At 51.0% G+C, this 26363-nt stretch carries 47 protein-coding genes; 7 read left to right on the plus strand and 40 right to left on the minus strand.

Annotated elements, in window-relative coordinates; genetic code table 11:
- The first annotated feature begins 366 nt into the window (after positions 1–366).
- Entirely contained in the window at positions 367–921 is a 555-nt protein-coding gene (locus AC0TN7_RS00365) for a gamma carbonic anhydrase family protein (RefSeq protein ID WP_090421157.1), read from the plus strand.
- On the opposite strand, the gene AC0TN7_RS00370 is transcribed toward AC0TN7_RS00365, so the two are convergent.
- From AC0TN7_RS00370 to dprA, 6 genes are read right to left on the minus strand one after another with little or no spacing between them, the layout of a single operon-like run.
- On the minus strand, positions 897–1145 hold the full coding sequence (locus tag AC0TN7_RS00370) for a DUF1488 family protein (RefSeq protein ID WP_090421154.1): 249 nt from the start codon (positions 1143–1145) through the stop codon (positions 897–899). The two genes, AC0TN7_RS00365 and AC0TN7_RS00370, sit on opposite strands and share 25 nt — an antisense overlap.
- Positions 1142–1960 carry a shikimate dehydrogenase gene (aroE, locus tag AC0TN7_RS00375; protein ID WP_473701751.1) on the minus strand — a complete coding sequence of 273 codons (819 nt, stop codon included), beginning with the start codon at positions 1958–1960 and terminating at the stop codon, positions 1142–1144. Before aroE ends, AC0TN7_RS00370 begins: the two co-directional genes overlap by 4 nt.
- A gap of 4 nt (positions 1961–1964) precedes the next feature.
- Positions 1965–2537 (minus strand): L-threonylcarbamoyladenylate synthase type 1 TsaC, encoded by a 573-nt coding sequence (gene tsaC / locus AC0TN7_RS00380; RefSeq protein ID WP_370884622.1) that lies wholly within the window; start codon positions 2535–2537, stop codon positions 1965–1967.
- Entirely contained in the window at positions 2530–3084 is a 555-nt protein-coding gene (locus tag AC0TN7_RS00385) for a DNA topoisomerase family protein (RefSeq protein WP_370884621.1), read from the minus strand. Before AC0TN7_RS00385 ends, tsaC begins: the two co-directional genes overlap by 8 nt.
- A gap of 26 nt (positions 3085–3110) precedes the next feature.
- The gene (gene smg, locus AC0TN7_RS00390; protein WP_008503477.1) at positions 3111–3584 is read right to left on the minus strand and encodes a DUF494 family protein Smg; all 474 of its coding nucleotides are present in this window, start codon (positions 3582–3584) and stop codon (positions 3111–3113) included.
- Positions 3556–4680 carry a DNA-protecting protein DprA gene (gene dprA / locus AC0TN7_RS00395; RefSeq protein WP_473701752.1) on the minus strand — a complete coding sequence of 375 codons (1125 nt, stop codon included), beginning with the start codon at positions 4678–4680 and terminating at the stop codon, positions 3556–3558. Before dprA ends, smg begins: the two co-directional genes overlap by 29 nt.
- 127 nt (positions 4681–4807) lie before the next feature.
- On the opposite strand from dprA, the gene def reads away from it, so the two are divergent.
- From def to mscL, 5 genes are all read left to right on the plus strand, one after another.
- Positions 4808–5317: a peptide deformylase gene (def, locus tag AC0TN7_RS00400; protein WP_008503479.1), complete on the plus strand. Its 510-nt coding sequence runs from the start codon at positions 4808–4810 to the stop codon at positions 5315–5317.
- 25 nt (positions 5318–5342) lie between these two features.
- Entirely contained in the window at positions 5343–6290 is a 948-nt protein-coding gene (gene fmt / locus AC0TN7_RS00405; protein ID WP_473701753.1) for a methionyl-tRNA formyltransferase, read from the plus strand.
- A 52-nt stretch (positions 6291–6342) separates the two neighbouring features.
- Positions 6343–7629 carry a 16S rRNA (cytosine(967)-C(5))-methyltransferase RsmB gene (gene rsmB, locus AC0TN7_RS00410; protein WP_473701754.1) on the plus strand — a complete coding sequence of 429 codons (1287 nt, stop codon included), beginning with the start codon at positions 6343–6345 and terminating at the stop codon, positions 7627–7629.
- Positions 7630–7651: 22 nt separating this feature from the next.
- The gene (trkA, locus tag AC0TN7_RS00415; RefSeq protein WP_024909661.1) at positions 7652–9028 is read left to right on the plus strand and encodes a Trk system potassium transporter TrkA; all 1377 of its coding nucleotides are present in this window, start codon (positions 7652–7654) and stop codon (positions 9026–9028) included.
- Between the two features lie 146 nt (positions 9029–9174).
- Complete coding sequence (mscL, locus tag AC0TN7_RS00420) at positions 9175–9585, plus strand: large-conductance mechanosensitive channel protein MscL (RefSeq protein ID WP_023309449.1); 411 nt, start codon at positions 9175–9177, stop codon at positions 9583–9585.
- On the opposite strand, the gene AC0TN7_RS00425 is transcribed toward mscL, so the two are convergent.
- The 31 genes from AC0TN7_RS00425 to rpsJ form a co-directional block, all read right to left on the minus strand.
- On the minus strand, positions 9559–9801 hold the full coding sequence (locus tag AC0TN7_RS00425) for an alternative ribosome-rescue factor A (RefSeq protein WP_024909662.1): 243 nt from the start codon (positions 9799–9801) through the stop codon (positions 9559–9561). The two genes, mscL and AC0TN7_RS00425, sit on opposite strands and share 27 nt — an antisense overlap.
- A gap of 57 nt (positions 9802–9858) precedes the next feature.
- Positions 9859–10284 (minus strand): Zn(2+)-responsive transcriptional regulator, encoded by a 426-nt coding sequence (gene zntR / locus AC0TN7_RS00430; protein ID WP_024909663.1) that lies wholly within the window; start codon positions 10282–10284, stop codon positions 9859–9861.
- 2 nt (positions 10285–10286) lie between these two features.
- Positions 10287–10655: a DnaJ family domain-containing protein gene (locus tag AC0TN7_RS00435; protein ID WP_024909664.1), complete on the minus strand. Its 369-nt coding sequence runs from the start codon at positions 10653–10655 to the stop codon at positions 10287–10289.
- Positions 10656–10762: 107 nt separating this feature from the next.
- Positions 10763–11146, minus strand: coding sequence for a 50S ribosomal protein L17 (gene rplQ / locus AC0TN7_RS00440; RefSeq protein WP_001216368.1), 384 nt, complete (start codon positions 11144–11146; stop codon positions 10763–10765).
- Positions 11147–11186: 40 nt separating this feature from the next.
- Positions 11187–12176, minus strand: coding sequence for a DNA-directed RNA polymerase subunit alpha (locus tag AC0TN7_RS00445; RefSeq protein WP_002919219.1), 990 nt, complete (start codon positions 12174–12176; stop codon positions 11187–11189).
- Between the two features lie 25 nt (positions 12177–12201).
- Positions 12202–12822 (minus strand): 30S ribosomal protein S4, encoded by a 621-nt coding sequence (gene rpsD, locus AC0TN7_RS00450; RefSeq protein WP_004868345.1) that lies wholly within the window; start codon positions 12820–12822, stop codon positions 12202–12204.
- A 33-nt stretch (positions 12823–12855) separates the two neighbouring features.
- Entirely contained in the window at positions 12856–13245 is a 390-nt protein-coding gene (gene rpsK, locus AC0TN7_RS00455; RefSeq protein WP_003863312.1) for a 30S ribosomal protein S11, read from the minus strand.
- A gap of 16 nt (positions 13246–13261) precedes the next feature.
- Positions 13262–13618, minus strand: coding sequence for a 30S ribosomal protein S13 (gene rpsM, locus AC0TN7_RS00460; RefSeq protein ID WP_003863308.1), 357 nt, complete (start codon positions 13616–13618; stop codon positions 13262–13264).
- A 146-nt stretch (positions 13619–13764) separates the two neighbouring features.
- Positions 13765–13881, minus strand: a complete 117-nt coding sequence (rpmJ, locus tag AC0TN7_RS00465) for a 50S ribosomal protein L36 (protein WP_000868187.1) — start codon at positions 13879–13881, stop codon at positions 13765–13767.
- 31 nt (positions 13882–13912) lie between these two features.
- Positions 13913–15244, minus strand: coding sequence for a preprotein translocase subunit SecY (secY, locus tag AC0TN7_RS00470; protein ID WP_003863305.1), 1332 nt, complete (start codon positions 15242–15244; stop codon positions 13913–13915).
- Between the two features lie 7 nt (positions 15245–15251).
- On the minus strand, positions 15252–15686 hold the full coding sequence (gene rplO, locus AC0TN7_RS00475; protein WP_003863304.1) for a 50S ribosomal protein L15: 435 nt from the start codon (positions 15684–15686) through the stop codon (positions 15252–15254).
- A 3-nt stretch (positions 15687–15689) separates the two neighbouring features.
- Entirely contained in the window at positions 15690–15869 is a 180-nt protein-coding gene (gene rpmD / locus AC0TN7_RS00480; protein WP_003863301.1) for a 50S ribosomal protein L30, read from the minus strand.
- Between the two features lie 6 nt (positions 15870–15875).
- The gene (gene rpsE, locus AC0TN7_RS00485) at positions 15876–16376 is read right to left on the minus strand and encodes a 30S ribosomal protein S5 (RefSeq protein ID WP_003863299.1); all 501 of its coding nucleotides are present in this window, start codon (positions 16374–16376) and stop codon (positions 15876–15878) included.
- A 14-nt stretch (positions 16377–16390) separates the two neighbouring features.
- On the minus strand, positions 16391–16744 hold the full coding sequence (rplR, locus tag AC0TN7_RS00490) for a 50S ribosomal protein L18 (RefSeq protein WP_003863297.1): 354 nt from the start codon (positions 16742–16744) through the stop codon (positions 16391–16393).
- Between the two features lie 9 nt (positions 16745–16753).
- The gene (gene rplF / locus AC0TN7_RS00495; protein WP_003863296.1) at positions 16754–17287 is read right to left on the minus strand and encodes a 50S ribosomal protein L6; all 534 of its coding nucleotides are present in this window, start codon (positions 17285–17287) and stop codon (positions 16754–16756) included.
- 12 nt (positions 17288–17299) lie between these two features.
- The gene (gene rpsH, locus AC0TN7_RS00500; protein WP_006178918.1) at positions 17300–17692 is read right to left on the minus strand and encodes a 30S ribosomal protein S8; all 393 of its coding nucleotides are present in this window, start codon (positions 17690–17692) and stop codon (positions 17300–17302) included.
- Between the two features lie 30 nt (positions 17693–17722).
- Positions 17723–18028 carry a 30S ribosomal protein S14 gene (gene rpsN / locus AC0TN7_RS00505; RefSeq protein ID WP_003863291.1) on the minus strand — a complete coding sequence of 102 codons (306 nt, stop codon included), beginning with the start codon at positions 18026–18028 and terminating at the stop codon, positions 17723–17725.
- Between the two features lie 14 nt (positions 18029–18042).
- Complete coding sequence (gene rplE, locus AC0TN7_RS00510) at positions 18043–18582, minus strand: 50S ribosomal protein L5 (RefSeq protein ID WP_001096206.1); 540 nt, start codon at positions 18580–18582, stop codon at positions 18043–18045.
- Positions 18583–18596: 14 nt separating this feature from the next.
- On the minus strand, positions 18597–18911 hold the full coding sequence (gene rplX / locus AC0TN7_RS00515) for a 50S ribosomal protein L24 (protein ID WP_003863287.1): 315 nt from the start codon (positions 18909–18911) through the stop codon (positions 18597–18599).
- Between the two features lie 10 nt (positions 18912–18921).
- On the minus strand, positions 18922–19293 hold the full coding sequence (rplN, locus tag AC0TN7_RS00520) for a 50S ribosomal protein L14 (RefSeq protein ID WP_002919748.1): 372 nt from the start codon (positions 19291–19293) through the stop codon (positions 18922–18924).
- Between the two features lie 166 nt (positions 19294–19459).
- Positions 19460–19714 carry a 30S ribosomal protein S17 gene (gene rpsQ / locus AC0TN7_RS00525; protein ID WP_008503489.1) on the minus strand — a complete coding sequence of 85 codons (255 nt, stop codon included), beginning with the start codon at positions 19712–19714 and terminating at the stop codon, positions 19460–19462.
- Positions 19714–19905, minus strand: coding sequence for a 50S ribosomal protein L29 (gene rpmC, locus AC0TN7_RS00530; protein WP_003863282.1), 192 nt, complete (start codon positions 19903–19905; stop codon positions 19714–19716). The genes rpsQ and rpmC overlap by 1 nt, the downstream gene beginning before the upstream one ends.
- Positions 19905–20315: a 50S ribosomal protein L16 gene (gene rplP / locus AC0TN7_RS00535; protein ID WP_002919759.1), complete on the minus strand. Its 411-nt coding sequence runs from the start codon at positions 20313–20315 to the stop codon at positions 19905–19907. The genes rpmC and rplP overlap by 1 nt, the downstream gene beginning before the upstream one ends.
- A 12-nt stretch (positions 20316–20327) precedes the next feature.
- On the minus strand, positions 20328–21029 hold the full coding sequence (rpsC, locus tag AC0TN7_RS00540; protein WP_000529945.1) for a 30S ribosomal protein S3: 702 nt from the start codon (positions 21027–21029) through the stop codon (positions 20328–20330).
- A 17-nt stretch (positions 21030–21046) separates the two neighbouring features.
- Entirely contained in the window at positions 21047–21379 is a 333-nt protein-coding gene (gene rplV / locus AC0TN7_RS00545; RefSeq protein ID WP_002919773.1) for a 50S ribosomal protein L22, read from the minus strand.
- 14 nt (positions 21380–21393) lie between these two features.
- Entirely contained in the window at positions 21394–21672 is a 279-nt protein-coding gene (gene rpsS / locus AC0TN7_RS00550) for a 30S ribosomal protein S19 (RefSeq protein ID WP_001138117.1), read from the minus strand.
- A gap of 16 nt (positions 21673–21688) precedes the next feature.
- The gene (gene rplB, locus AC0TN7_RS00555) at positions 21689–22510 is read right to left on the minus strand and encodes a 50S ribosomal protein L2 (protein WP_000301859.1); all 822 of its coding nucleotides are present in this window, start codon (positions 22508–22510) and stop codon (positions 21689–21691) included.
- A gap of 17 nt (positions 22511–22527) precedes the next feature.
- Positions 22528–22830 carry a 50S ribosomal protein L23 gene (gene rplW, locus AC0TN7_RS00560; RefSeq protein ID WP_000617546.1) on the minus strand — a complete coding sequence of 101 codons (303 nt, stop codon included), beginning with the start codon at positions 22828–22830 and terminating at the stop codon, positions 22528–22530.
- Positions 22827–23432 carry a 50S ribosomal protein L4 gene (rplD, locus tag AC0TN7_RS00565; RefSeq protein ID WP_000424395.1) on the minus strand — a complete coding sequence of 202 codons (606 nt, stop codon included), beginning with the start codon at positions 23430–23432 and terminating at the stop codon, positions 22827–22829. Before rplD ends, rplW begins: the two co-directional genes overlap by 4 nt.
- Positions 23433–23442: 10 nt before the next feature.
- The gene (rplC, locus tag AC0TN7_RS00570) at positions 23443–24072 is read right to left on the minus strand and encodes a 50S ribosomal protein L3 (RefSeq protein ID WP_003863274.1); all 630 of its coding nucleotides are present in this window, start codon (positions 24070–24072) and stop codon (positions 23443–23445) included.
- 32 nt (positions 24073–24104) lie between these two features.
- Positions 24105–24416, minus strand: a complete 312-nt coding sequence (rpsJ, locus tag AC0TN7_RS00575) for a 30S ribosomal protein S10 (protein WP_001181005.1) — start codon at positions 24414–24416, stop codon at positions 24105–24107.
- Positions 24417–24796: 380 nt separating this feature from the next.
- Here rpsJ and AC0TN7_RS00580 point away from each other — a divergent pair, with 380 nt between their 5' ends.
- Positions 24797–25270 carry a prepilin peptidase gene (locus tag AC0TN7_RS00580; RefSeq protein WP_061716395.1) on the plus strand — a complete coding sequence of 158 codons (474 nt, stop codon included), beginning with the start codon at positions 24797–24799 and terminating at the stop codon, positions 25268–25270.
- Here the strand turns inward: AC0TN7_RS00580 and bfr are convergent.
- From bfr to AC0TN7_RS00595, 3 genes are all read right to left on the minus strand, one after another.
- Positions 25254–25730 carry a bacterioferritin gene (bfr, locus tag AC0TN7_RS00585; protein ID WP_008503492.1) on the minus strand — a complete coding sequence of 159 codons (477 nt, stop codon included), beginning with the start codon at positions 25728–25730 and terminating at the stop codon, positions 25254–25256. The genes AC0TN7_RS00580 and bfr overlap by 17 nt on opposite strands.
- A 72-nt stretch (positions 25731–25802) precedes the next feature.
- Positions 25803–25997 (minus strand): bacterioferritin-associated ferredoxin, encoded by a 195-nt coding sequence (gene bfd, locus AC0TN7_RS00590; protein WP_008503493.1) that lies wholly within the window; start codon positions 25995–25997, stop codon positions 25803–25805.
- A 179-nt stretch (positions 25998–26176) separates the two neighbouring features.
- A partial coding sequence (locus tag AC0TN7_RS00595) for an EF-Tu C-terminal domain-related protein (protein ID WP_000308341.1) occupies positions 26177–26363 on the minus strand: 187 nt, incomplete at its 5' end.

Raw genomic sequence — 26363 nt, forward strand, 5'->3', positions numbered from 1 at the left:
GTGCCCACACAGATTGTCTGATAAATTGTTAAAGAGCAGTTGCAACGCGGCTTTCGCTCACCGTTGCGAGGTGGCGTATATTACGCTTTCCTCTTTCAGAGTCAACCCGTTATTTCAGGATTTTTTCTCTTCAACCGACCGCGTTGTCTGTGAAGTGTTTCACATCCGCCGTGTCGATGGAGGCGCATTATAGGGATCCCAATTTTTAGCACAAGTATTTTTTAGATCTTTTTTTCCGACTGCTGATTTTCCGCGCTTTTCGCTGAAATCCCGCCCGATCTGCTTAAATATTGACGTATTTTGCCTTGCCTCGATCCATTAATACGATCAAAGTCTTCTGTATAGCGCCCATTCTTAGAGGTAGATATGTCTGCAGTATTGCGTCCTTATAAAGATCTGTTCCCCCAAAAAGGCGATCGCGTGATGATCGATGCCAGCAGCGTGGTCGTTGGTGATGTGCGAATGGCCGAGGATGTCAGCATCTGGCCGCTCGTCGCCATCAGGGGAGATGTTAACTATGTGTCGATTGGTGCACGTACCAACATTCAGGACGGTAGCGTTCTGCATGTCACGCACAAATCCTCCTATAACCCGGAGGGCAATCCCCTCATCATTGGAGAAGAGGTTACCGTCGGCCATAAAGTGATGCTTCACGGCTGCACGATCGGAAATCGCGTCCTTGTTGGCATGGGGTCGATTTTGCTGGATGGCGTCACAGTAGAAGATGACGTAATGATTGGTGCCGGTAGCCTGGTCCCGCAGAACAAACGGCTGGAGAGCGGCTATCTCTATCTAGGAAGCCCGGTAAAACAGATCCGCCCCCTGAAGGAGGCAGAGATCGAAGGGTTAAAATACTCAGCGAACAACTACGTTACGTGGAAGAATGAGTATCTGGATCAGGATAACCAAACCCAGCCCTGATCGTCTTCCTGCTGTTCGCGGATTAAATCGCTGGCTTCCTCTTCCAGATCCCAGCGATTTTCGCAAAATACCGCTATCGGGTTTGAACCGCCAAAACGACGCAGCAGCGTTTTCCCATGAATGGCACAGGTAAGTTGCATACCCTGCACCAGCACCGGAAAACAAACCGCTTGTTTACTCTCATCCCAGCTCTCTCTGTCCGGGAAATGAATAGCCTGGTTCACGCCGAAAGTTCCTGCTTTAACTTTTCAATGGCAGGTTCGACCGCAGGCAACACGCCGTGCCAGAGCAGCACCGCATGCGCAGCCTGACCTACCAGCATTCCCAGTCCATCGGCTAACTGTTTCGCGCCGTGTTGTTCACACCAGTTAAGGAAAGGCGTCTTCCCTTTCTGATAAAACATGTCATAGAAGTACATATGCGCACTGACCAGAGAAGCGGGGATTGCCGGGATCTCACCGTTGATGCCGCTGGACGTGGCATTAATGACAAGATCGAACTCACGATCGGCAAGATCGTCAAGCGCTACCGCGCTCACGCTGCCGGTATGCGCAAACAACGCCGCCAGCGCTTCTGCACGGGAAAAGGTTCTGTTGGTAATGGTCACCGCACAGTCCAGTGAAAGCAGAGGCAACAGTACTCCCCGCGATGCGCCGCCCGCACCAATCAGCAGGACCCGGAACCCGGGCTTAATAAATGAAAGTCGTTCCAGATCGCTAAGTAAACCAATTCCGTCGGTGTTATCCCCAAAAAGGCGACCATCCTCAAGCCGTTTTAGAGTATTGACTGCACCAGCCAGTGAAGCGCGCTCGGTCAGCTCATCAGCACGTTCGAAGGCTTCTTCTTTAAACGGGACCGTCACATTCGCACCTTTACCGCCCGCGGCGAAAAAAGCCTCCAGCGTTGGAATAAATGCATCCACCGGTGCCAGTACGCGTCCATAGGGATGATTTATCTGCAGCTGCTTCGCAAATTGCTGATGAATCAACGGTGATTTGCTGTGTGCAATCGGATTACCAAAAACAGCATAGGTTTCCATGAGATTACCCCTGGCGAAAACGTTCGCCGGTTAAAGCGTCGCGAATTTCAGACGGATTCAGACGCCCTCCCGTTTCACCGACAGCAACAGGGAAGTCATTCCCGAACTGCGCCAGCACTTCTTCGGTTGTCCGACAAGGTGGCAATCCGGTCAGGTTGGCGCTGGTTGAGACCAGCGGTTTACCAAACGCCAGACAAAGCTCAACCACCAGCGGATGGTCAGTGACGCGAACGGCGAGGGAATCAAAGCGTCCGGTTAACCAGCGCGGCGTTGTCGGCTGCGCAGGGAAGACGAAGGTCACCGGTCCAGGCCACGCGGAGAAGATCGTCTCGCGCTGCGCTGGCGTCAGCATGGAGTCATCTATATAGGGTTTAAGCTGCTCGTAATTCGCAGCGATCAAAATCAGCCCTTTCTCGACGGGTCTTTGTTTTAAGGCAAGCAGACGGCTCACAGCCGTCTCGCTGTCAGGATCGCAACCGACCCCAAAAACAGCTTCAGTTGGATAGGCGATGACTTCTTCATTTTTCAGAACATCCAGTGCATGCGCAATGGAGCCTGATGGCAGGTTATTATTCACTATTTTGATCCGCCGTAACCGGCTTTCCACATTGTTTACTGGCGCAGAAGCGTTTCATGCCTTGCGCGGTTTTCTTCTCTATCAGTAGCGGATAATTGCAATGAGGGCAGATTCCCGCTACCGGCTTAAAATTGATAACGAACTGGCAGTCAGGGTAGCGATCGCACGAATGAAAGGTCTTACCATAACGGGAACGGCGCTGTACCAGCTGACCGCGCTGACACTGAGGGCAGGCAATTGCCGTTTCATCAGGCTTATCAATTTGTTCCGTATGTTCGCATTCCGGGTAGCGGCTACATCCAATAAACATGCCGAAACGCCCCTGACGCAGGGCTAATTCACCACCGCAGAGTGGACAGGACTGCCCCTCCAGAATTTTAACGATATGTCCATCCGCCTGGCTTTTCAGGGGACGGACAAAATCACATTCCGGATAGTGCGAACAACCGAGAAACGGGCCGTGTTTCCCGGACCGAATAACAAGTTCAGCCCCGCATTGCGGGCAGGGCTCGTTTTTATGCACCGTGAATAGTGCTGATTTGGCCATAACAACTCTTGGTGCTGCAAATTGAATTAGTGCAGCATACCTTCATTCACTTCAAAGAGTAATTCTTCCATTTGCTGATAGGCATTTTCACAGCCCGGGATATTAAACAGAACCATCAGGATCACCCACTTGAGATCTTCCAGTTCAAATTCTGCTGTATCCAGCGCCATGACGCGCTCTATCACCATTTCTCTCGTTTCGAGGTTCAGCACCTGAATCTGCTCAAGGAATAAGATGAACCCCCGGCAGCTGGCGTCCAGCCTTTCACACTCTTCTGCGGTATAAATGCGTACTGACAATGGGTCAGAAGCAAGCTGCATCGGTTCGGCGAGGCCTTCCTGATAATCAGCCAGTTTTTCCAGCCACATCAACGCATTATAGATATCTTCCCGCTCAAACCCCGCATCGGTAAGATCCTGTGTCAATTTGTCCTGATCCACTCGCATTTCTGCTTCGTTATGGATGTAAGTCTCAAACAAATACATCAGTACGTCGAACATGGCATGCCCTCCTTAATCGGACATAGCCGCCGGGTACAGCTGCGATCCACCCTGCTAACTCCAGTTCGAGTAGCTGTGCTACCGTTACTGGCACAGGTTGGCCGGCACGTTCAGCGACAACGTCAACAGGTGTTACCTCATCTCCTACGTTAGCCAGGAGCTTGGGAAATGGCAATGCCACCTTTCCCTGATCTGATGAATATTGTCGCTTTTCGGGATCTTCCTGCAGCCATTGCAGCCCATATTGCAAATTTTCAAGAATATCCCCTACTTCCGTTACCGGTGTTGCCCCTTGCTTAATCAGCCAGTGGGGCCCCTCGCATCCGGGGTTGCCTATCGGACCAGGCAAGGCGAAGACTTCTCGTCCCTGTTCCAGCGCGCATCGCGCCGTGACCAGTGAACCGCTTCGCAGCGCGGCTTCAACCACCAGCACACCTTTGCTAAGCCCGCTGATAATGCGATTACGACGCGGAAAGTTTGCCGGTCTGGGCTGTGCGGAAAGCGGAAATTCAGACACTATCGCGCCGTCAGACTCGATGAGCCGCATCGCCAATGCCTGATGCCGGCGTGGATAAATGCTAAAAAGACCGTTCCCTAGCACCGCGACACTTCGTCCTTTAACTGACAGCGCCGCGCCGTGGGCAACGCCATCAATACCACAGGCCAGCCCGCTGGTAATCGTGAAACCACTTTGTGAAAGTTGTTCGCACAGGATTTTCCCCCATCGCTCGCCGTACCATGACGGCGCACGACTGCCTACCACCGCCAGCTGAACAGTTTTAAGCGTCTCAGGGTTACCTTTTATGAATAATGCCCCGGGATAGTCAGGGATCGTGCGGAGTAGAGGGGGATAAAGGGAATGATTAGCCGTTAATAAATGATGTCCCGGCTGCTCAAGCCATATCAGGCTACGTTCCAGCTCACTCTCATTGAACGCAAAGAACCGTTCAGCCTGCTTTGCTGTCAGTCCAGCATTTCTTAAGGCAAGCGTGTCGATGCCTTCCTGCCTCTGCAGTCGTGCAGCCGCTTCCACCATGACATCACCACACAGAGAACCTGTGTGCATAAGCCGTAGCCATATCTCGATTGGCGTCATCCTTTCCCCTGCCATAAGCGGCCTCCGCAATCATTGCGATTGGTCACTGATGCTGTCAATCGATGGGGGATTTGTCTAGAATAGAGGGAGTATTCTTATCAACTCCTGAACACGACTCTGGAAATTTATGGCAGTTTTGCAAGTGTTACATATTCCGGACGAGCGCCTTCGCATCGTCGCTGAACCGGTCAAAGAAGTGAATGCAGAAATCCAGCGTATCGTTGATGATATGTTCGATACCATGTACGCCGAAGAAGGCATTGGCCTGGCGGCGACGCAGGTGGACATTCACAAGCGTATTATCGTGATTGATGTTTCTGAAAATCGCGATGGACGTCTGGTGCTGATTAACCCTGAGTTGCTCGAAAAGAGTGGCGAAACCGGTATCGAGGAAGGCTGTCTGTCTATTCCTGAACAGCGTGCGTTAGTGCCGCGTGCTGAAAAAGTGAAAATTCGCGCCCTGGATCGTGACGGTAATCCGTTCGAACTGGAAGCAGACGACCTGCTGGCGATTTGTATTCAGCATGAGATGGATCACCTGGTCGGTAAACTGTTTATCGATTACCTCTCGCCGCTGAAACAGCAGCGTATTCGTCAGAAAGTAGAGAAACTGGATCGTTTGCGTTCTCGCGCATAACGTCCCCCCGGATACAAGGATCATCGTGTCTAAAACACTACGTATTATCTTCGCGGGAACCCCTGATTTTGCAGCGCGTCACCTTGACGCGCTGCTATCGTCTGGTCACCAGGTTGTTGGCGTCTTTACCCAGCCGGACCGTCCTGCAGGTCGCGGCAAAAAACTGATGCCGAGCCCGGTCAAGGTGCTGGCAGAAGAGCATGGGCTTCCTGTTTTTCAGCCTGCATCGCTGCGCCCGCAGGAAAATCAGCAGCTGGTTGCTGACCTGAATGCCGACGTAATGGTGGTGGTGGCTTACGGTTTAATTCTGCCAAAAGCTGTGCTTGATATGCCGCGCCTGGGTTGTATCAACGTGCATGGGTCTCTGCTCCCACGCTGGCGTGGTGCAGCACCTATCCAGCGCTCGCTGTGGGCGGGTGATGCCGAAACGGGCGTGACCATCATGAAGATGGACGTAGGTTTAGACACCGGCGACATGCTGTATAAACTGGCCTGCCCCATTACGCCAGACGATACCAGCGCCACGCTGTATGACAAACTGGCAGACCTTGGCCCACAAGGTCTTATCGAGACGCTTCAGCAGCTTGCTGACAATACGGCAAAACCGGAAGTTCAGGGTGACGCGCTGGTGACGTATGCCGAAAAACTGAGCAAAGAAGAAGCGCGGATCGACTGGTCCCTGTCGGCCGCTCAACTTGAACGCTGCATCCGCGCTTTTAATCCGTGGCCAATGAGCTGGATGGAGATTGATGAGCAGCCAGTGAAAGTCTGGAAAGCCTCCGTCATTAGCGGTACTACCACGGCTGAACCCGGTACGATTGTTGACGCCAACAAGAACGGGATCCAGGTGGCGACTGCGCAAGGGATCCTGAATCTTGAATCGCTACAACCGGCCGGTAAGAAGGCCATGAGCGCTCAGGATCTGTTAAATTCCCGTCGCGAATGGTTTATTCCGGGCAAGCGTCTTGCCTGAGCAAATTTATTCTTAAGGCCCGGTGTTTCCGGGCATTTTTATTTTTACGGTTATGAAAAAACAAAATCTACGCAGTATGGCGGCTCAGGCCGTTGAGCAGGTTATCGAGCAGGGCCAGTCATTGAGTAACGTCCTGCCTCCCCTGCAGCAAAAAGTCTCTGATAAAGACAAAGCCCTGCTTCAGGAGCTCTGCTTTGGCGTTCTGCGCACGCTTTCTCAGCTTGAGTGGTTGATTAACAAGCATATGTCACGCCCAATGACAGGCAAGCAGCGCACCGTACACTATTTGATTATGGTGGGTTTTTATCAGCTTCTTCATACCCGCATCCCACCTCATGCCGCGCTGGCTGAGACGGTGGAAGGTGCCGTTGCGATTAAACGTCCTCAGCTGAAAGGGCTGATCAACGGCGTACTGCGCCAGTTCCAGAGACAGCAGGAAGAGCTTCTGGCTGAATTTGCCCAAAGCGAAGCGCGCTTCCTGCATCCGGACTGGCTGTTGAAGCGGCTGAAAAAAGCTTATCCGCAGCAGTGGCAGGACATTGCCGATGCCAACAACCAGCGTCCGCCAATGTGGTTACGCGTGAATCGTAATCACCACATCCGTGACGCATGGCTGGCATTACTCGAAGAAGCTGGAATGAGTGGTTTCACTCACGCTGCATACCCTGATGCCGTACGTTTAGCCTCCCCCGCTCCGGTACATGCATTACCGGGTTTCGAAGAGGGTTGGGTAACGGTACAGGATGCTTCTGCCCAGGGTTGCATTACCTGGCTTGAACCCCAAAACGGTGAGAAGATCCTCGATCTCTGCGCCGCACCAGGGGGCAAAACGACGCATATTCTTGAAGTGGCTCCGCAGGCCAGCGTGATGGCGGTGGATGTCGATGAACAGCGTCTTTCACGCGTCTACGACAACCTCAAGCGTCTGGGCATGAAGGCTCAGGTTAAGCAAGGCGATGGACGCAAACCCGCAGAATGGTGTGGTGAAACGCAATTCGATCGCATTTTGCTGGATGCTCCCTGCTCTGCAACCGGCGTTATTCGTCGTCATCCGGACATCAAGTGGCTGCGTCGCGATCGTGATATTAACGAACTTGCCCAGCTGCAGTCCGACATTCTCGACGCCATCTGGCCGCATCTCAAACCTGGCGGAACGCTGATCTATGCAACCTGCTCCGTACTGCCGGAAGAAAACAGCCAGCAAATCGCGGCCTTCCTTAAACGTACCCCGGACGCCGCGCTGCGCGATACGGGAACGCCTGAATCCCCGGGTCTGCAGAACCTGCCGGGTGCCGAAGAGGGTGATGGCTTCTTTTACGCTAAGCTAATCAAAGAGTGATGTTGAGAACAGGTCACGAGATATGAAGATTATCATTCTGGGTGCAGGACAGGTTGGCGGAACGCTGGCGGAAAACCTGGTGGGCGAAAACAACGACATCACCATAGTCGATACCAACGGCGATCGTCTGCGTGTCTTACAGGACAAGTTTGACCTGCGCGTGGTGCAGGGTCATGGTTCTCACCCACGGGTTCTTCGTGAGGCAGGTGCCGACGATGCCGACATGCTGGTTGCGGTAACCAGTTCTGACGAAACCAATATGGTGGCCTGTCAGGTGGCCTACTCGCTTTTCAACACGCCAAACCGAATCGCGCGCATTCGCTCTCCGGACTATGTTCGCGATGCTGAGAAACTGTTTAATTCCGAAGCGGTCCCTATTGACCATCTCATCGCACCGGAACAGCTGGTTATCGACAATATCTATCGCCTGATCGAATATCCGGGCGCCCTGCAGGTGGTGAACTTTGCCGAGGGTAAAGTGAGTCTGGCAGTGGTTAAGGCCTATTACGGTGGACCATTGATCGGCAATGCGCTTTCTACCATGCGCGAGCACATGCCGCATATCGATACGCGCGTCGCAGCCATTTTCCGTCACGACAGGCCAATCCGCCCGCAAGGCTCCACGATTGTCGAAGCAGGTGATGAGGTCTTCTTTATTGCGGCCTCACAGCATATTCGTGCCGTAATGAGTGAACTTCAGCGTCTCGAAAAACCCTATAAACGCATTATGCTGGTCGGCGGCGGCAATATCGGTGCAGGCCTGGCACGTCGGTTAGAAAAAGATTACAGCGTAAAATTGATCGAGCGCGATCAGCAGCGTGCTGCTGAACTGGCGGAAAAACTGCAAAATACGATCGTATTTTATGGCGATGCGTCTGATCAGGAGCTGCTGGCTGAAGAGCATATTGATCAAGTTGATCTTTTTATTGCCGTCACCAACGACGACGAGGCGAATATAATGTCCGCCATGCTCGCCAAGCGTATGGGTGCAAAGAAGGTCATGGTGCTTATCCAGCGCAAGGCGTATGTCGATCTGGTCCAGGGTAGCGTTATTGATATTGCCATTTCGCCGCAGCAGGCGACAATTTCCGCGCTCCTGAGCCATGTTCGTAAAGCGGATATTGTCGGTGTGTCATCGCTCCGCCGCGGCGTAGCGGAAGCCATTGAAGCCGTGGCGCATGGAGATGAAACCACATCACGCGTCGTGGGCCGGTCGATCGACGAAATTAAGCTGCCGCCAGGCACGATCATCGGCGCCGTTGTGCGCGGAAATGACGTCATGATTGCCAATGACAATTTACGTATTGAGCAAGGCGATCACGTTATTATGTTCCTTACGGATAAAAAGTTTATTACTGACGTCGAACGTTTATTCCAGCCAAGTCCATTCTTCCTTTAAAGAGTAGGGTGCTCTAGAAAGAGCACCCGCACTTTATCCTTTTCATTTCTGTGCCTTTTATTTTTCATAACGTTTAATTATCCCGAATGGCAATTGGCTAATCATTTGTTAAACTTATACTCGTCAGCTGGCACAAGGAGAGAACAATGAGTTTTATTAAAGAATTTCGCGAATTTGCGATGCGCGGGAACGTGGTGGATTTGGCAGTGGGTGTCATTATCGGTGCAGCATTCGGCAAGATTGTTTCATCATTAGTGGCCGACATTATCATGCCACCATTAGGGTTGTTAATCGGGGGCATTGATTTCAAACAATTCGCTTTCACACTGCGTGAAGCGCAGGGTGATGTTCCGGCAGTAGTAATGCACTACGGCGTATTTATTCAGAACGTATTTGATTTTGTGATTGTCGCGTTTGCCATTTTTATGGCTATCAAGCTGATCAACAGGCTCAACCGTAAAAAAGAAGAGCCGGCTGCTGCACCTGCACCAACGAAAGAAGAAGTGCTGCTGAGTGAGATCCGCGATCTGTTAAAAGAACAGAATAACCGCGTTTAATCGAAAGTTTAAAGCAGAAAGGCCAGTGGTAAATAAGCGATTCGCTTGCTTGCCACTGGCCTCCCAGTTACCCCGTTTTTCATGCTTGTCTTTACGCAGATAACTTCCTTTCCCTTTTTTATTCTTCTCAACGCGCTGCCTGAATAACGGGTCGTGAAGTAACGCCTCAATGGCATTGTCTTTTATCTGTCCTTTCGTGTGCTGATAGCGGCTCATAAATTCTCCTGAGCATGGTTTATGACGACGGGAGTCTAGATCCGGATGGACTAAAAATCAACAGCCCTCGGTTTCTCCACTGGCCCCCTGTTCAAGGGCTTCCAGTATGGAACAATAAATACTGCTGTGGGCCGTCCCGCAGCAGGCATCATTCAGCCTTTGCAGAGAGCGCTGCATGGTTTGCAGCTCCTGGATGCGTGCTTCAACTTCATCCAGCCGGGCCTGCACAATGCTTTTAGATTCCTGGCAGGTGTGATGTTCCGGATCGATGCGGATCGATAATAACTCGCGGATCGAATCCAGCGTGAAGCCGAGCTGACGCGCATAACGAATAAATCGCAGGCGCTGCAGATCGTTATCGGTATAAAGGCGAAAGCCTCCTTCTGTACGAACTTCATGATCGATCATCTGCTGCTTTTCGTAATAACGGATGGTATCCGGCGTAACGTTCGCAAGCTTCGCAAGTTCACCAATACGGTACATAACTACTCCTCGTTTATTCTCTGCATCAATCTTTCACCGTATTCACCGCGCAGAAAATCAGTGTTCATCCCAGCCTGGCGCAGCTTGAGTTCAAGCAGGGCGAGACGGCGGCTCAGTTCAGAATGTCGCGGATCGTCCTGACGGATACCGTTGAGAAGATCGGCCAGTTCAACAGCCTCTCTGCGCTGTTCGAGCTCCGGAGGGAGACAGCCCGCGTTTTTCAGTAAACGGTATCCAGCTCGCAGTTCAGGCGCAATGTGCGAATCATCGTCGAGCACAAGGGGTTCGCCGCTTCCCGGGAGATCGTCGAATTCACCTTTATTTTGGGCATCGCGAATATGGCGTTCTGCCCACTGGTCGAGCAACCACATTACCAGCTCCAGGGAATGAACAGAATTGATACAGACATTGTAGAGAAGTGGGGATATCGCGGATATAAAAAAACCCGCCGGAGCGGGTTTTTTTACGTTACTACAGATTACTCTGCAGCAGCTTCTGCTTTCTCTGAACGATCAACCAGCTCGATGTAAGCCATCGGCGCGTTGTCGCCTGCACGGAAACCACACTTCAGAATGCGAGTGTAACCACCGGCACGGCTCGCGAAACGCGGGCCCAGTTCGTTAAACAGTTTTGCCACGATCTCGTTATCACGAGTACGGGCGAATGCCAGACGACGATTAGCAACGCTGTCAGTCTTGGCAAGAGTAATCAGCGGCTCAACTACGCGACGCAGCTCTTTCGCTTTAGGCAGGGTCGTCTTGATGATCTCATGACGAACCAGTGAACCTGCCATGTTGCGGAACATAGCCTGGCGATGGCTGCTGTTGCGGTTCAGTTGACGACCACTCTTACGATGGCGCATGACCTTATCCTTCTCAGTAAAACCTTAACCTGTGATCCGGTTACTCGTCAGCAATGCTTGCCGGTGGCCAGTTTTCCAGGCGCATGCCCAGAGACAGACCACGTGAAGCCAGCACGTCTTTAATCTCAGTAAGAGATTTTTTACCCAGGTTCGGCGTTTTCAGCAACTCAACCTCGGTACGCTGTACCAGATCACCGATATAGTGGATAGCTTCTGCCTTGAGGCAGTTAGCAGAGCGGACAGTCAATTCGAGATCGTCAACAGGGCGCAGCAGGATCGGATCGAATTCTGGTTTCTCTTCTTTCACTTCCGGCTGACGTACATCACGTAAGTCAACGAAAGCTTCCAGTTGTTCTGCCAGGATGGTTGCCGCACGACGAATCGCCTCTTCAGGATCGATTGTGCCGTTGGTTTCCATTTCGATGACCAGCTTGTCCAGGTCGGTACGCTGTTCTACACGCGCTGCTTCAACATTGTAGGCAATACGCTCTACAGGGCTATAGCATGCGTCGACCAGCAGACGGCCGATTGGGCGCTCATCTTCTTCCGAATGAATTCGGGCAGAAGCCGGCACATAACCACGACCGCGCTGAACTTTGATACGCATGCTAATAGCTGCGTTCTCATCGGTCAGGTGGCAGATCACGTGCTGCGGCTTGACGATTTCAACATCACCGTCGTGGGTGATGTCGGCTGCAGTCACAGGGCCAATGCCAGATTTATTCAGAGTAAGAATAACTTCATCTTTACCCTGAACTCTCACCGCCAGCCCTTTCAGGTTGAGCAGGATTTCAAGGATATCTTCCTGAACGCCTTCTTTGGTGCTGTACTCATGAAGTACACCATCAATCTCAACCTCGGTCACCGCGCAACCCGGCATCGATGAGAGCAGAATACGGCGCAGTGCGTTACCCAGAGTATGGCCAAAGCCACGCTCTAAAGGCTCAAGGGTCACCTTGGCGTGCGTCGAACTCACTTGCTCGATATCTACCAGGCGCGGTTTTAGAAACTCTGTCACAGAACCCTGCATTGTGTCCTCTCTTTGGTACTAAGCTTTACTTGGAGTAAAGCTCGACGATCAGGTGTTCGTTAATGTCCGCAGACAGATCAGAACGTTCTGGCTGACGCTTGAACGTACCTTCCATCTTGCCAGCATCAACTTCCAGCCAGGTTGGCTTTTCACGCTGCTCAGCCAGCTCCAGAGCGGCCTTCACGCGAGATTGCTTTTTCGCTTTCTCACGAATGCTAACAACGTCATTCGCTTTAACCTGATAAGAAGCGATGTTAACAACACGACCGTTTACCATGATTGCTTTGTGGCTAACCAGCTGACGTGATTCAGCACGAGTAGCGCCGAAGCCCATACGGTATACAACGTTGTCCAGACGACCTTCCAGCAGAGCGAGCAGGTTTTCACCTGTGTTGCCTTTCAGACGTGCTGCTTCTTTATAGTAGTTACGGAACTGACGCTCCAGCACACCGTACATACGGCGAACTTTTTGCTTTTCACGCAACTGCACACCATAGTCAGACAGACGCGGTTTACGCGCACCGTGCTGGCCAGGAGCTTGTTCAATTTTACACTTGGTATCGATCGCGCGAACGCCAGACTTAAGGAATAAGTCGGTGCCCTCACGACGGCTCAGCTTGAGCTTAGGACCCAAATATCTTGCCATTTTCTATCTCCAACTAACCTAAAAAACGGAGCGTTATACGCGACGTTTTTTCGGCGGACGACAACCGTTATGAGGGATCGGAGTCACATCAGTAATATTCGTGATGCGGAAACCAGCGGCGTTCAGAGCGCGAACAGTAGATTCACGACCCGGACCCGGACCTTTAACCATAACTTCCAGATTCTTGATGCCGTATTCTTTTACGGCTTCTGCGCAACGCTCTGCTGCAACCTGAGCTGCGAACGGAGTGGATTTGCGAGAACCACGGAAACCGGAACCACCGGCTGTTGCCCAACCCAATGCGTTACCCTGACGATCAGTAATAGTAACGATGGTGTTGTTGAAAGAAGCATGGATATGAGCCACGCCGTCAGAGACTTGTTTTCTTACACGTTTACGTGCACGAACTGGTGCCTTTGCCATTATTCAATCACCCCGATTATTTCTTGATCGGTTTGCGCGGACCCTTACGGGTACGTGCGTTGGTCTTAGTACGCTGACCGCGCACTGGCAGACCACGACGATGACGCAAACCGCGATAGCAACCAAGATCCATCAGGCGCTTGATGCTCATGCTGATTTCACGGCGCAGATCACCTTCAACGACAAATTTGGCAACTTCGTCACGCAGCGTGTCGATTTGTTCTTCAGACAGCTCACTGATCTTAACATCTTCAGCGATACCCGCTGCAGCCAGAATGGCTTTAGAACGGGTCTTGCCGACGCCGTAGATCGAAGTTAATGCGATCACAGCATGTTTCTGATCAGGAATGTTAATGCCTGCTATACGGGCCACTATGCACTCCTACTATTTAATATGTACGCACCATGCTGAAAAGCCCGTTTTCAGGATACTCAAATGGAAACGTACAGACATACAAAAGATTGGCTGGCTAATCTAGCCAGCTCAACCCAACTTTGCAAGAAAAATATGCGAAATAATCAGCCTTGGCGCTGTTTATGCTTCGGCTCGGCACTGCAAATCACACGGATGACACCATCACGCTTAACGATTTTGCAGTTACGGCATAATTTCTTGACGGAAGCACGAACTTTCATTTTTACTCTCCGTAACTTCTCAGGCGACCATTTAGCGGCCGTAGCCTTTCAGGTTCGCCTTCTTCAATGCAGACTCGTACTGACTGGACATCATCAGAGTTTGCACTTGAGCCATAAAGTCCATAATCACGACAACAACGATAAGCAGTGAGGTCCCACCGAAGTAGAACGGTACTTTCATTGCATCACGCATGAACTCCGGGATCAGGCAGATAAAAGTAATATAAAGCGCACCAACCAAAGTCAGGCGAGTCATTACTTTATCGATATACTTCGCCGTTTGCTCTCCCGGACGAATTCCTGGTACAAATGCACCGGACTTCTTCAGGTTATCTGCTGTTTCACGCGGGTTGAAGACCAACGCCGTGTAGAAGAAACAGAAGAAGATGATCGCAGACGCATAGAGTAACACATAAAGTGGTTGCCCAGGCTGCAAATACAGCGAAATTGTTGTCAGCCAGTTCCAACCAGTACCGCCCCCGAACCATGACGCGATGGTCGCCGGGAACAGAATAATACTGGAAGCGAAGATAGCCGGGATAACCCCCGCCATGTTCACTTTCAGCGGTAAATGTGTGCTCTGTGCAGCATAGACACGACGACCCTGCTGACGTTTAGCGTAGTTCACCACAATGCGGCGTTGACCACGTTCAACGAAGACAACAAAGAACGTCACTGCAAATACTAATACTGCAACCAACAGCAACAGGAGGAAGTGCAGGTCGCCTTGACGCGCTTGCTCAATAGTATGGGCGATGGCTGGCGGGAGGCCCGCAACAATACCGGCGAAGATAATGATTGAGATACCGTTACCGATACCACGCTCAGTAATCTGTTCGCCGAGCCACATCAGGAACATAGTCCCTGTGACCAGACTTACAACAGCGGTGAAGTAGAATGCAAAGCCCGGGTTTAACACCAGGCCCTGCATACCAGGCATATTCGGCAGACCGGTAGCAATACCGATCGACTGGAATATTGCCAGCACCAGAGTACCGTAACGGGTGTACTGACTAATCTTACGACGTCCAGACTCCCCTTCTTTCTTCAACTCTGCCAGGGCCGGATGAACGACCGTCAGCAGCTGGATAATAATAGATGCCGAAATGTACGGCATAATACCCAATGCGAAGATAGAAGCACGGCTGAGAGCACCACCAGAGAACATGTTGAACATTTCAATGATGGTGCCTCGCTGTTGCTCAAGCAGTTTGGCAAGTACAGCGGCATCGATACCAGGGATCGGAATAAAAGAGCCAATACGGAACACAATCAGCGCGCCGATAACAAACAGCAGTCTGCGTTTCAGCTCGCCAAATCCACCTTTGGCACTTTGAAAATCTAATCCCGGTTGCTTAGCCATCTGCTACTTATTCCTCAATTTTACCGCCAGCAGCTTCGATAGCAGCACGAGCACCTTTAGTAACACGCAGGCCACGAACAGTTACCGGAGTAGAAACTTCACCAGCCAGGATCACTTTCGCGAACTCGATCTGGATACCGATAATGTTTGCTGCTTTCAGCGTGTTCAGGTCTACAACGCCGCCTTCAACTTTCGCCAGGTCAGACAGACGGATTTCCGCTGTGATCGCTGCTTTGCGAGAGGTGAAGCCGAACTTCGGCAGACGACGGTACAGTGGCATCTGGCCACCCTCGAAACCGCGACGTACGCCACCGCCAGAACGAGAGTTCTGACCTTTGTGACCACGACCACCGGTTTTGCCGAGGCCAGAACCGATACCACGACCCAGGCGTTTACCCGCCTTTTTAGAGCCTTCGGCCGGAGACAGAGTATTTAAACGCATCTCTTACTCCTCAACTTTAACCATGAAGTAAACCGCGTTGACCATACCACGAACAGCAGGAGTATCCTCGCGCTCAACGGTATGACCAATACGACGCAGACCCAGGCCAAGCAGCGTTGCCTTGTGTTTCGGCAGACGACCGATTGCACTGCGGGTTTGAGTGATTTTAATAGTCTTTGCCATGGTCAATTACCCCAGAATTTCTTCAACGGATTTACCACGCTTGGCAGCGACCATTTCTGGAGAATTCATATTTTCCAGGCCATCAATAGTTGCACGAACCACGTTGATCGGGTTGGTGGAACCATATGCTTTAGCCAGAACGTTATGAACCCCAGCAACTTCCAGAACGGCGCGCATTGCACCACCGGCGATGATACCGGTACCTTCTGAAGCTGGCTGCATGAATACACGAGAACCCGTGTGAACACCTTTAACTGGGTGCTGCAGGGTGCCGTTGTTCAGCGCGACGTTAATCATGTTGCGACGGGCTTTTTCCATCGCTTTCTGGATCGCTGCTGGAACTTCACGCGCTTTACCGTAACCAAAACCAACGCGACCGTTACCATCGCCTACTACAGTCAGAGCTGTGAAGGAGAAAATACGACCACCTTTAACGGTTTTAGATACGCGGTTTACCGCGATCAGCTTTTCCTGCAGTTCGCCAGCCTGTTTTTCGATGTGAGCCATCTTACACCTCTACCTTAGAACTGAAGGCCAGCTTCACGGGCAGCATCTGCCAGTGCCTGGACACGACCATGATATTGGAACCCGGAACGGTCAAAGGAAACATTGCTGATGCCTTTTTCCAGAGCGCGTTCAGCAACAGCTTTACCTACAGCTGCAGCAGCGTCTTTGTTACCGGTGTACTTCAATTGTTCTGAGATAGCTTTTTCTACAGTAGAAGCAGCTACCAGAACTTCAGAACCGTTCGGTGCAATTACCTGTGCGTAAATATGACGCGGGGTACGATGTACCACCAGGCGAGTTGCACCCAGCTCTTTGAGCTTGCGGCGTGCGCGGGTCGCACGACGGATACGAGCAGATTTCTTATCCATAGTGTTACCTTACTTCTTCTTAGCCTCTTTGGTACGCACGACTTCGTCGGCGTAACGAACACCCTTGCCTTTGTAAGGCTCAGGACGACGGTAGGCGCGCAGATCTGCTGCAACCTGACCGATCAGCTGTTTATCAGCGCCTTTCAGCACGATTTCAGTTTGAGTCGGACATTCTGCAGTGATACCGGCCGGCAGCGGATGCTCAACAGGGTGTGAGAAGCCCAGAGACAGGCCTACTGCATTCCCTTTGATAGCTGCACGATAACCTACACCAACCAGCTGAAGCTTTTTAGTGAAGCCTTCGGTAACACCAACAACCATTGAGTTCAGCAGGGCACGCGCGGTACCAGCCTGAGCCCATCCATCCACGAAACCATCACGTGGACCGAAGGTCAGAGCGTTATCTGCATGTTTAACTTCAACAGCTTTGTTGAGGGTACGAGTCAGCTCGCCGTTTTTACCTTTGATCGTAATAACCTGACCGTCGATTTTGACATCAACGCCGGCAGGAATAACGACCGGTGCTTTAGCAACACGAGACATTCTTTCCTCCGATTAGGCTACGTAGCAGATAATTTCGCCACCAAGACCAGCCTGGCGCGCTGCACGATCAGTCATAACACCTTTAGAGGTAGAAACAACTGCGATACCAAGACCAGCCATAACTTTTGGCAGCTCATCTTTTTTCTTATAGATGCGCAGGCCTGGGCGGCTGACACGCTGAATGCTTTCTACAACAGCTTTACCCTGGAAATACTTGAGAGTAAGTTCCAGTTCCGGCTTGGTGTCGCCTTCAACTTTAAAATCTTCGATAAAACCTTCTTCCTTCAGCACGTTGGCAATTGCCACTTTCAGCTTGGCGGAAGGCATGGTGACCGCAACTTTGTTCGCGGCCTGACCGTTACGGATACGGGTCAGCATATCCGCGATCGGATCTTGCATGCTCATCTGTCTTTACTCCCGTGATTCAATTGGTAATTACCAGCTAGCCTTTTTCAAGCCTGGCACTTCACCGCGCATAGCGGCTTCACGCAGTTTGATACGGCTCAACCCAAACTTGCCCACATAACCATGTGGACGACCTGTTTGACGACAGCGGTTACGCTGACGAGACGGGCTGGAATCACGCGGCAGAGACTGCAGCTTGAGAACCGCATTCCAACGATCTTCGTCGGAAGCGTTCACATCAGAAATGATCGCTTTCAGTTCAGCGCGTTTAGCGAAGAATTTATCAGCTAAAGCTACGCGCTTTACTTCGCGTGCTTTCATTGATTGCTTAGCCATTCAGTAACCCTACCTTACTTGCGGAACGGGAAGTCAAAGGCAGCCAGCAGAGCACGGCCTTCTTCGTCAGATTTCGCAGTAGTGGTAATGGTAATATCCAAACCACGCACGCGGTCGACTTTATCGTAGTCGATTTCTGGGAAGATGATCTGCTCACGGACACCCATGCTGTAGTTACCACGACCGTCGAAAGACTTAGCGGACAAGCCACGGAAGTCACGGATACGTGGAACAGCAATAGTGATCAGGCGCTCAAAGAACTCCCACATGCGTTCGCCACGCAGAGTTACTTTACAGCCGATCGGATAGCCCTGACGGATTTTGAAGCCTGCAACAGATTTGCGTGCTTTGGTGATCAGCGGTTTTTGACCGGAGATTGCTGTCAGGTCAGCTGCTGCGTTATCCAGCAGTTTCTTGTCAGCGATCGCTTCACCAACACCCATGTTCAGGGTGATCTTCTCGACCCGAGGGACTTGCATGACAGAATTGTAGTTAAACTCAGTCATGAGTTTGTTAACTACTTCGTCTTTGTAGTAATCATGCAGTTTCGCCATCGTACTACTCCAAATTACTTGATAGTTTCGCTGTTAGACTTGAAGAAACGGACTTTTTTGCCGTCTTCGAATCTAAAGCCTACACGGTCAGCCTTGCCGGTAGCCGCATTGAAGATTGCAACGTTAGAAACCTGAATAGCAGCTTCTTTTTCAACGATGCCGCCTGGTTGGTTCAGGGCCGGAACCGGCTTCTGATGTTTCTTAACCAGGTTGATACCTTCAACGACAAGTTTGCCGGAAGACAGAACATTTTTTACTTTACCGCGTTTACCTTTATCTTTACCGGTTAACACGATAACTTCGTCATCACGACGGATTTTCGCTGCCATGATTCGCTCCTTAGAGTACTTCTGGTGCCAGAGAGATAATTTTCATGAACTTCTCAGTACGAAGTTCACGAGTTACCGGCCCAAAGATACGCGTGCCGATAGGCTGCTCGCTGTTATTGTTTAAAATAACGCATGCATTACCATCGAAGCGAATGACAGAACCGTCAGGGCGACGAACACCCTTCTTGGTGCGCACCACTACCGCCTTCAGCACATCACCTTTTTTGACCTTACCACGTGGAATTGCTTCCTTGATGGTGATCTTGATGATGTCGCCTACGCCTGCGTAGCGACGGTGCGAGCCACCCAGAACCTTGATACACATTACGCGACGTGCACCGGAGTTGTCGGCGACGTTCAGCATAGTCTGTTCTTGGATCATTTTAGTGCTCCGCTAATGTCAACTACTACCTGAGACTCTAAAATCAGAGCCGTTAAAAAGCCCCATATCGAGGGCGCGGCATTATAACACCGCTTCTGCAATATGGGTAGAAAAAATAAACGGCTCATCGCTGAGCCGTTTATTCGTATTGAGAAGGCGTACTGTATTACAGAACCGCTTTCTCTACAACGCGAACCAGCGTCCAGGACTTAGTCTTGGACAGTGGACGGCATTCACGGATTTCAACCTTGTCGCCGATACCACATTCGTTGTTCTCGTCATGTACGTGCAGTTTGGTCGTACGCTTGATGAATTTACCGTAGATCGGGTGTTTCACAATACGTTCGATAGCTACAACAATGGATTTCTCCATTTTGTCGCTAACAACACGACCTTGCAGAGTACGGATTTTATCGGTCATTACGCACCCGCCTTCTGAGTCAGTAAAGTCTTAACGCGTGCAACATTGCGACGCACTTGCTTCAGCAGGTGAGTCTGTTGCAGCTGGCCACTTGCAGCCTGCATACGCAGGTTGAACTGCTCACGCAGCAGGTTCAGCAGCTCAGCGTTCAGCTCTTCAACGCTTTTTTCACGCAGCTCTTTTGCTTTCATTACATCACCGTCTTAGTTACAAAGGTGGTTTTGATAGGCAGTTTCGCTGCTGCCAGGCCGAAGGCTTCACGGGCCAGCTCTTCCGGAACACCGTCCATTTCATAAAGGACTTTGCCCGGTTGGATCAAGGCAACCCAGTACTCCACGTTACCTTTACCTTTACCCATACGAACTTCCAGCGGCTTCTCGGTGATCGGTTTGTCCGGGAATACACGGATCCAGATCTTACCTTGACGCTTAACTGCACGGGTCATTGCACGACGTGCTGCTTCGATCTGACGTGCAGTCAGACGACCACGGCCAACAGCTTTCAGACCGAAAGTGCCGAAGCTAACATCCGTACCCTGCGCCAGACCACGGTTGCGGCCTTTGTGCACTTTACGGAATTTTGTACGCTTTGGTTGTAACATCAGCGACGCTCCTTATTTACGGCCTTTACGCTGCTGCTTTTTAGGTTGAGCAGCCGGTTTTTCCGGTTGTTCAACAGCAGCCATACCACCCAGGATCTCACCTTTGAAGATCCATACCTTAACGCCGATTACACCGTAAGTGGTGTGCGCTTCAGAGGTGTTGTAGTCGATGTCAGCACGCAGAGTGTGCAGCGGTACGCGACCTTCACGGTACCATTCGGTACGTGCGATTTCCGCGCCGCCCAGACGGCCGCTAACTTCAACTTTGATACCTTTAGCGCCCAGACGCATTGCGTTCTGTACAGCACGCTTCATAGCACGACGGAACATAACACGACGTTCCAGCTGAGAAGTGATGCTGTCAGCAACCAATTTAGCGTCCAGTTCAGGCTTACGAACTTCAGCGATATTGATCTGTGCAGGAACGCCAGCGATATCCGCTACGACCTTGCGCAGTTTTTCTACGTCTTCCCCTTTCTTACCGATAACGATGCCAGGGCGAGCAGTGTGAATAGTCACACGGATGCTCTTAGCTGGACGCTCGATAACGATACGAGATACAGACGCTTTAGCCAGTTCCTTAGTCAGGTACTGACGTACTTTAAAATCGCTGTCCAGGTTGTCAGCGAATTCTTTGGTGTTCGCAAACCAGGTAGAGTTCCATGGTTTTACAATACCCAGGCGAATACCATTAGGATGTACTTTCTGACCCATTGCTAGTCTCCAGAGTCTCAGCGATCGGACACAACCACAGTAATGTGGCTGGTGCGCTTCAGGATGCGATCTGCACGACCTTTCGCACGCGGCATAATGCGCTTCATGCTTGGGCCTTCATCTACGAAAATTTTCGCGACTTTCAGATCGTCGATGTCAGCGCCATCGTTGTGTTCAGCGTTAGCAATGGCAGATTCCAGTACTTTCTTGACCAATACCGCAGCTTTCTTGTTGGTATAGGTCAGGATGTCCAGGGCCTGCGACACTTTCTTACCGCGAATCAGGTCAGCAACAAGGCGAACCTTCTGAGCAGAAGAACGAGCATGGCGATGTTGAGCTAAAGTTTCCATCTCTTCCTCCTACCTTATTTCTTCTTCGCTTTTTTATCAGCAGCGTGGCCGCGATAAGTACGAGTCGGTGCGAATTCACCCAGTTTGTGACCAACCATTTCGTCGGTAACAAAGACTGGAACGTGCTGACGACCATTATGGACAGCGATGGTCAAACCGATCATGTTAGGAAAGATCGTTGAACGACGGGACCAAGTGCGCAGGGGCTTCTTGTCTCCGCTTTCCACCGCTTTCTCTACCTTCTTCAGCAAGTGCAGGTCAATAAAAGGACCTTTCTTGAGAGAACGTGGCATGGCTTATCCTCTAAAATTATTTGCTACGGCGACGTACGATAAATTTATCAGTACGCTTGTTGCTGCGGGTCTTCTTACCTTTGGTCTGAACGCCCCACGGAGTTACCGGGTGCTTACCAAAGTTACGACCTTCACCACCACCATGTGGGTGGTCGACTGGGTTCATCGCAGTACCGCGAACGGTAGGACGAACACCACGCCAGCGTGCAGCACCTGCTTTACCCAGAACGCGCAGCATATGCTCAGCATTGCCAACTTCGCCCAGAGTAGCGCGGCAGTCTGCTTCGACTTTACGCATTTCACCAGAACGCAGACGCAGGGTGACATAAGCACCATCACGCGCAACGATCTGAACGTAAGTACCAGCGGAACGTGCCAGCTGACCGCCTTTACCTGGTTTCATTTCTACGTTATGAACGGTAGAACCAACCGGGATATTGCGCATCGGCAGGGTGTTGCCTGCTTTGATTGCAGCATCAACGCCAGACTGAATCTGGTCGCCAGCTTTCAGGCCTTTAGGGGCCAGGATGTAACGGCGTTCGCCGTCTTTGTACAGAACCAGCGCGATGTTCGCGGAACGGTTCGGATCGTACTCAAGACGTTCAACAACTGCTGGGATACCGTCTTTGTTGCGTTTGAAGTCAACAATACGATAAGCCTGCTTGTGGCCACCACCGATGTGACGAGTGGTGATACGGCCATTGTTGTTACGACCACCGGATTTGCTGTTTTTTTCCAGCAACGGAGCAAAAGGTTTGCCCTTGTGCAGCTCAGGGTTAACCACTTTAACTACGTGGCGACGACCCGGAGATGTCGGTTTACATTTAACAACTGCCATTGTATTACTCCTCCGACTTACTCAGCGCCGCCAACGAAGTCCAGATTCTGGCCTTCTTTCAGGGTGACGTAAGCTTTTTTCCAGTCGCTACGACGACCGATACGCTGTCCGTGACGTTTAACTTTCCCTTTAACTACCAGGGTGTTAACGACTTCGACTTCGACTTCAAACAGTTTCTGCACAGCAGCTTTGATCTCTGCTTTGGTCGCGTCTTTAGCAACTTTGAGAACGATGGTGTTTGTTTTTTCCATCGCAGTAGACGCTTTTTCAGAAACGTGCGGTGCGCGAAGCACCTTCAGCAGACGTTCTTCACGAATCATGCCAGCATCTCCTCAACTTGCTTAACAGCATCAGCAGTCATTACGACTTTGTCGAAGGCGATCAGGCTAACCGGGTCGATACCAGTCGCATCGCGTACGTCAACCTTGTGCAGGTTACGTGCGGCCAGGAACAGGTTCTCGTCCAGCTCACCGGTGATGATCAGCACATCTTCCAGAGCCATGTCTTTCAGTTTCTGTGCCAGCAGCTTAGTTTTAGGCGCTTCTACAGAGAACTTCTCGACAACGATCAGACGATCCTGACGTACCAGTTCGGACAGGATGCTTTTCAGCGCGCCGCGGTACATCTTTTTGTTAACTTTTTGACTGTGGTCCTGTGGACGCGCAGCGAAGGTCACGCCACCTGAACGCCAGATCGGGCTCTTGATAGAACCTGAACGCGCACGGCCGGTACCTTTCTGGCGCCATGGCTTTTTGCCAGAACCAGTTACTTCAGCACGAGTCTTCTGAGCACGAGTACCCTGACGAGCACCAGCTGCATAAGCAACAACAACCTGGTGAACCAGCGCTTCGTTGAAATCACGACCGAAGGTAGTTTCGGAAACAGTCAGCGCGCTCTGCGCGTCTTTCAATACTAATTCCATTGCTATCCCCTTACGCCTTCACAGCTGGTTTAACGATCAGGTCGCTACCGGTTGCACCCGGAACTGCACCTTTAACCAGCAGCAGGTTGCGCTCAGCGTCAACACGTACTACGTCCAGGCTCTGAACGGTTACACGTTCGTTACCCAGCTGACCTGCCATTTTCTTGCCTTTGAACACTTTGCCCGGAGTCTGGTTCTGACCGATAGAACCCGGAACGCGGTGAGACAAGGAGTTACCGTGAGTAGCGTCCTGGGTACGGAAGTTCCAGCGCTTAACGGTACCAGCAAAACCTTTACCTTTAGAGGTACCGGTTACGTCAACTTTTTTAACGTCAGCAAACAGCTCAACGCTAATGTCCTGACCTACGGTGAACTCTTCGCCTTCAGCAAGACGGAATTCCCACAGACCACGGCCAGCTTCTACGCCAGCTTTAGCGAAGTGACCCGCTTCTGGTTTGGTTACACGGTTAGCTTTTTTAGCACCAGTGGTAACCTGAATAGCGCGGTAGCCATCGTTAGCCAGATCTTTAACCTGAGTAACGCGGTTTGCTTCAACTTCGATTACGGTTACTGGGATAGAAACGCCATCTTCAGTGAAGATGCGGGTCATACCCACTTTTTTACCGACTAAACCAATCATTGTTTCAACCTCTCAATCGCTCGATGACCTGATTAACCCAGGCTGATCTGCACGTCTACACCGGCAGCCAGATCCAGACGCATCAGAGCATCAACGGTTTTCTCAGTTGGCTCAACGATGTCAACCAGACGCTTGTGAGTGCGGATTTCGTACTGATCGCGCGCGTCTTTGTTGACGTGCGGGGAGATCAGAACGGTGAAGCGCTCTTTGCGGGTCGGCAGCGGGATCGGACCACGGACTTGCGCACCAGTGCGCTTAGCAGTCTCGACGATTTCCGCGGTTGATTGATCGATCAGACGATGATCAAACGCTTTAAGGCGGATACGGATTCTTTGGTTCTGCATGAGACCAGAGCTCCAATTATTTTATAAACGAAAATGATTACTCCTCAAACCCATTACGATTGATGGGAGAGTGTAACCGTTCTTACGTAGCTCCCCAATTGGGAGCATTGTTGAGTAACAAAATGAGCTACTCTGGTTCTGATTGAACCCGCCGTCAATTACGACAAGCCCGCGCATTATACGTAAATCTGGGCAAGACGCAAGTGCCGTTTAGAAATTAAGCGCCAAAGGCGCAGGATGCGTAAGAGCGCGCAACATTTCATGCAATGTATTCTGCGTCGATTCTTTGTTTCGAGCCGCTACGCATCTCCGTTTTTTATGCATTGCCGGCCAGGCCGTTTATAACGAGTATGCGCTCAAACCCGTTTGAGGCCTTTTTCATGCTAACCACCCTCCCCTTTCTGCTGATCTATCTTTCACTGACTGCCTTACTGGTACATGCCGATATTCGCTACGGTCTGCTTCCCGATAAATTTCTCTGCCCGCTGCTATGGGCGGGTCTGCTCTTTCAGCTCTGTATCCATCCTGATTTTCTGCCGAGCGCGGTGGCGGGTGCGATGGCTGGATATATTGTCTTTGCCGTTATTTACTGGGGCTACTGGTTTATCCGCCGACGTGAAGGTATGGGATATGGCGATGTGAAATACCTGGCGGCGCTTGGTGCATGGCACGGCTGGTGCGTACTGCCTACGCTGGCGCTACTCGCGGCGCTGATGGCGCTTCTTTGCATTCTTGTTTTTTCGTTAATCCGCCCTGATAAGAAGGCAATAAAAAACCCGCTGCCTTTTGGGCCATTTCTGGCAGCAGCGGGTTTATGCATAGGCTGGAAGACGTTGGTTACTCTTCCACTTTAATCTGTGACTGAAGGTAGTTCTGCAGGCCAATTTTAGCAATCAGATCCAGCTCCGTTTCCAGCCAGTCAATATGGCCTTCTTCATCGGCCAGGATTTGGATCATCATATCGCGACTGACGTAGTCATGTACGCTGTCTGCGTAGGCAATGGCTTCACGGAGATCTTTGGCGCCTTCAAGTTCCAGCCTGAGGTCAGAACGCAGCATCTCTTCGACATCTTCTCCGATGCCCAGCTTGCCGAGATCCTGCAGGTTTGGAATGCCTTCAAGAAATAAAATACGCTCGATATATTTATCAGCGTGCTTCATTTCATCGATCGATTCATGGTACTCAACGTCGTTCAGACGTTTAAGCCCCCAGTTTTTGAACATTCTCGCGTGAAGAAAGTACTGGTTAATTGCGACAAGCTCATTTCCCAATAATTTATTGAGATAACTTATGATTTTAACATCACCTTTCATTATATAGTCCCTCCGCTTCCACTCATTGAAGCGTAGATCGGGCTACAGGGATGTCAAAAAAAAGATGGGCGCTTACGCTATCTCTTTGTATTCCGGGATCTGCATCAATTCGTCCTGCATGATCTCTCGCGCAGCACGTACGCATTTACCGCATTGATTTCCCACCGGAACAAATTTGCGTAGCTGTTGAAATGACTGAGGCTGAAACTGGCGAACGGCCTGACGTATTTTCTTGTCGCTTACACCATTACATAAACAAACGTACATAGAGACTCCCGTTCAAATTATGCGCAAAGTGTAAGTGAGAATGGTTATGATTACAATAGCACAAACGCCACAATACGGGACGGGAGCAGGCAAAAAATGCGAAATTTTGTGACAACGCCTGAGCGGCAGAAAACAAAAAAGGACGCCGAAGCGTCCTTTTTTTATTCGGGGATAATTAATTAGCCCAGAACTTTAGCAACAACGCCCGCGCCAACGGTACGGCCGCCTTCACGGATTGCGAAACGCAGACCGTCGTCCATCGCGATTGGGTGGATCAGAGTCACAACCATCTTGATGTTGTCGCCTGGCATTACCATCTCAACGCCTTCTGGCAGTTCGATGGTACCGGTCACGTCAGTTGTACGG

It is taken from the genome of Enterobacter sp. PL_is511, assembly GCF_055816065.1.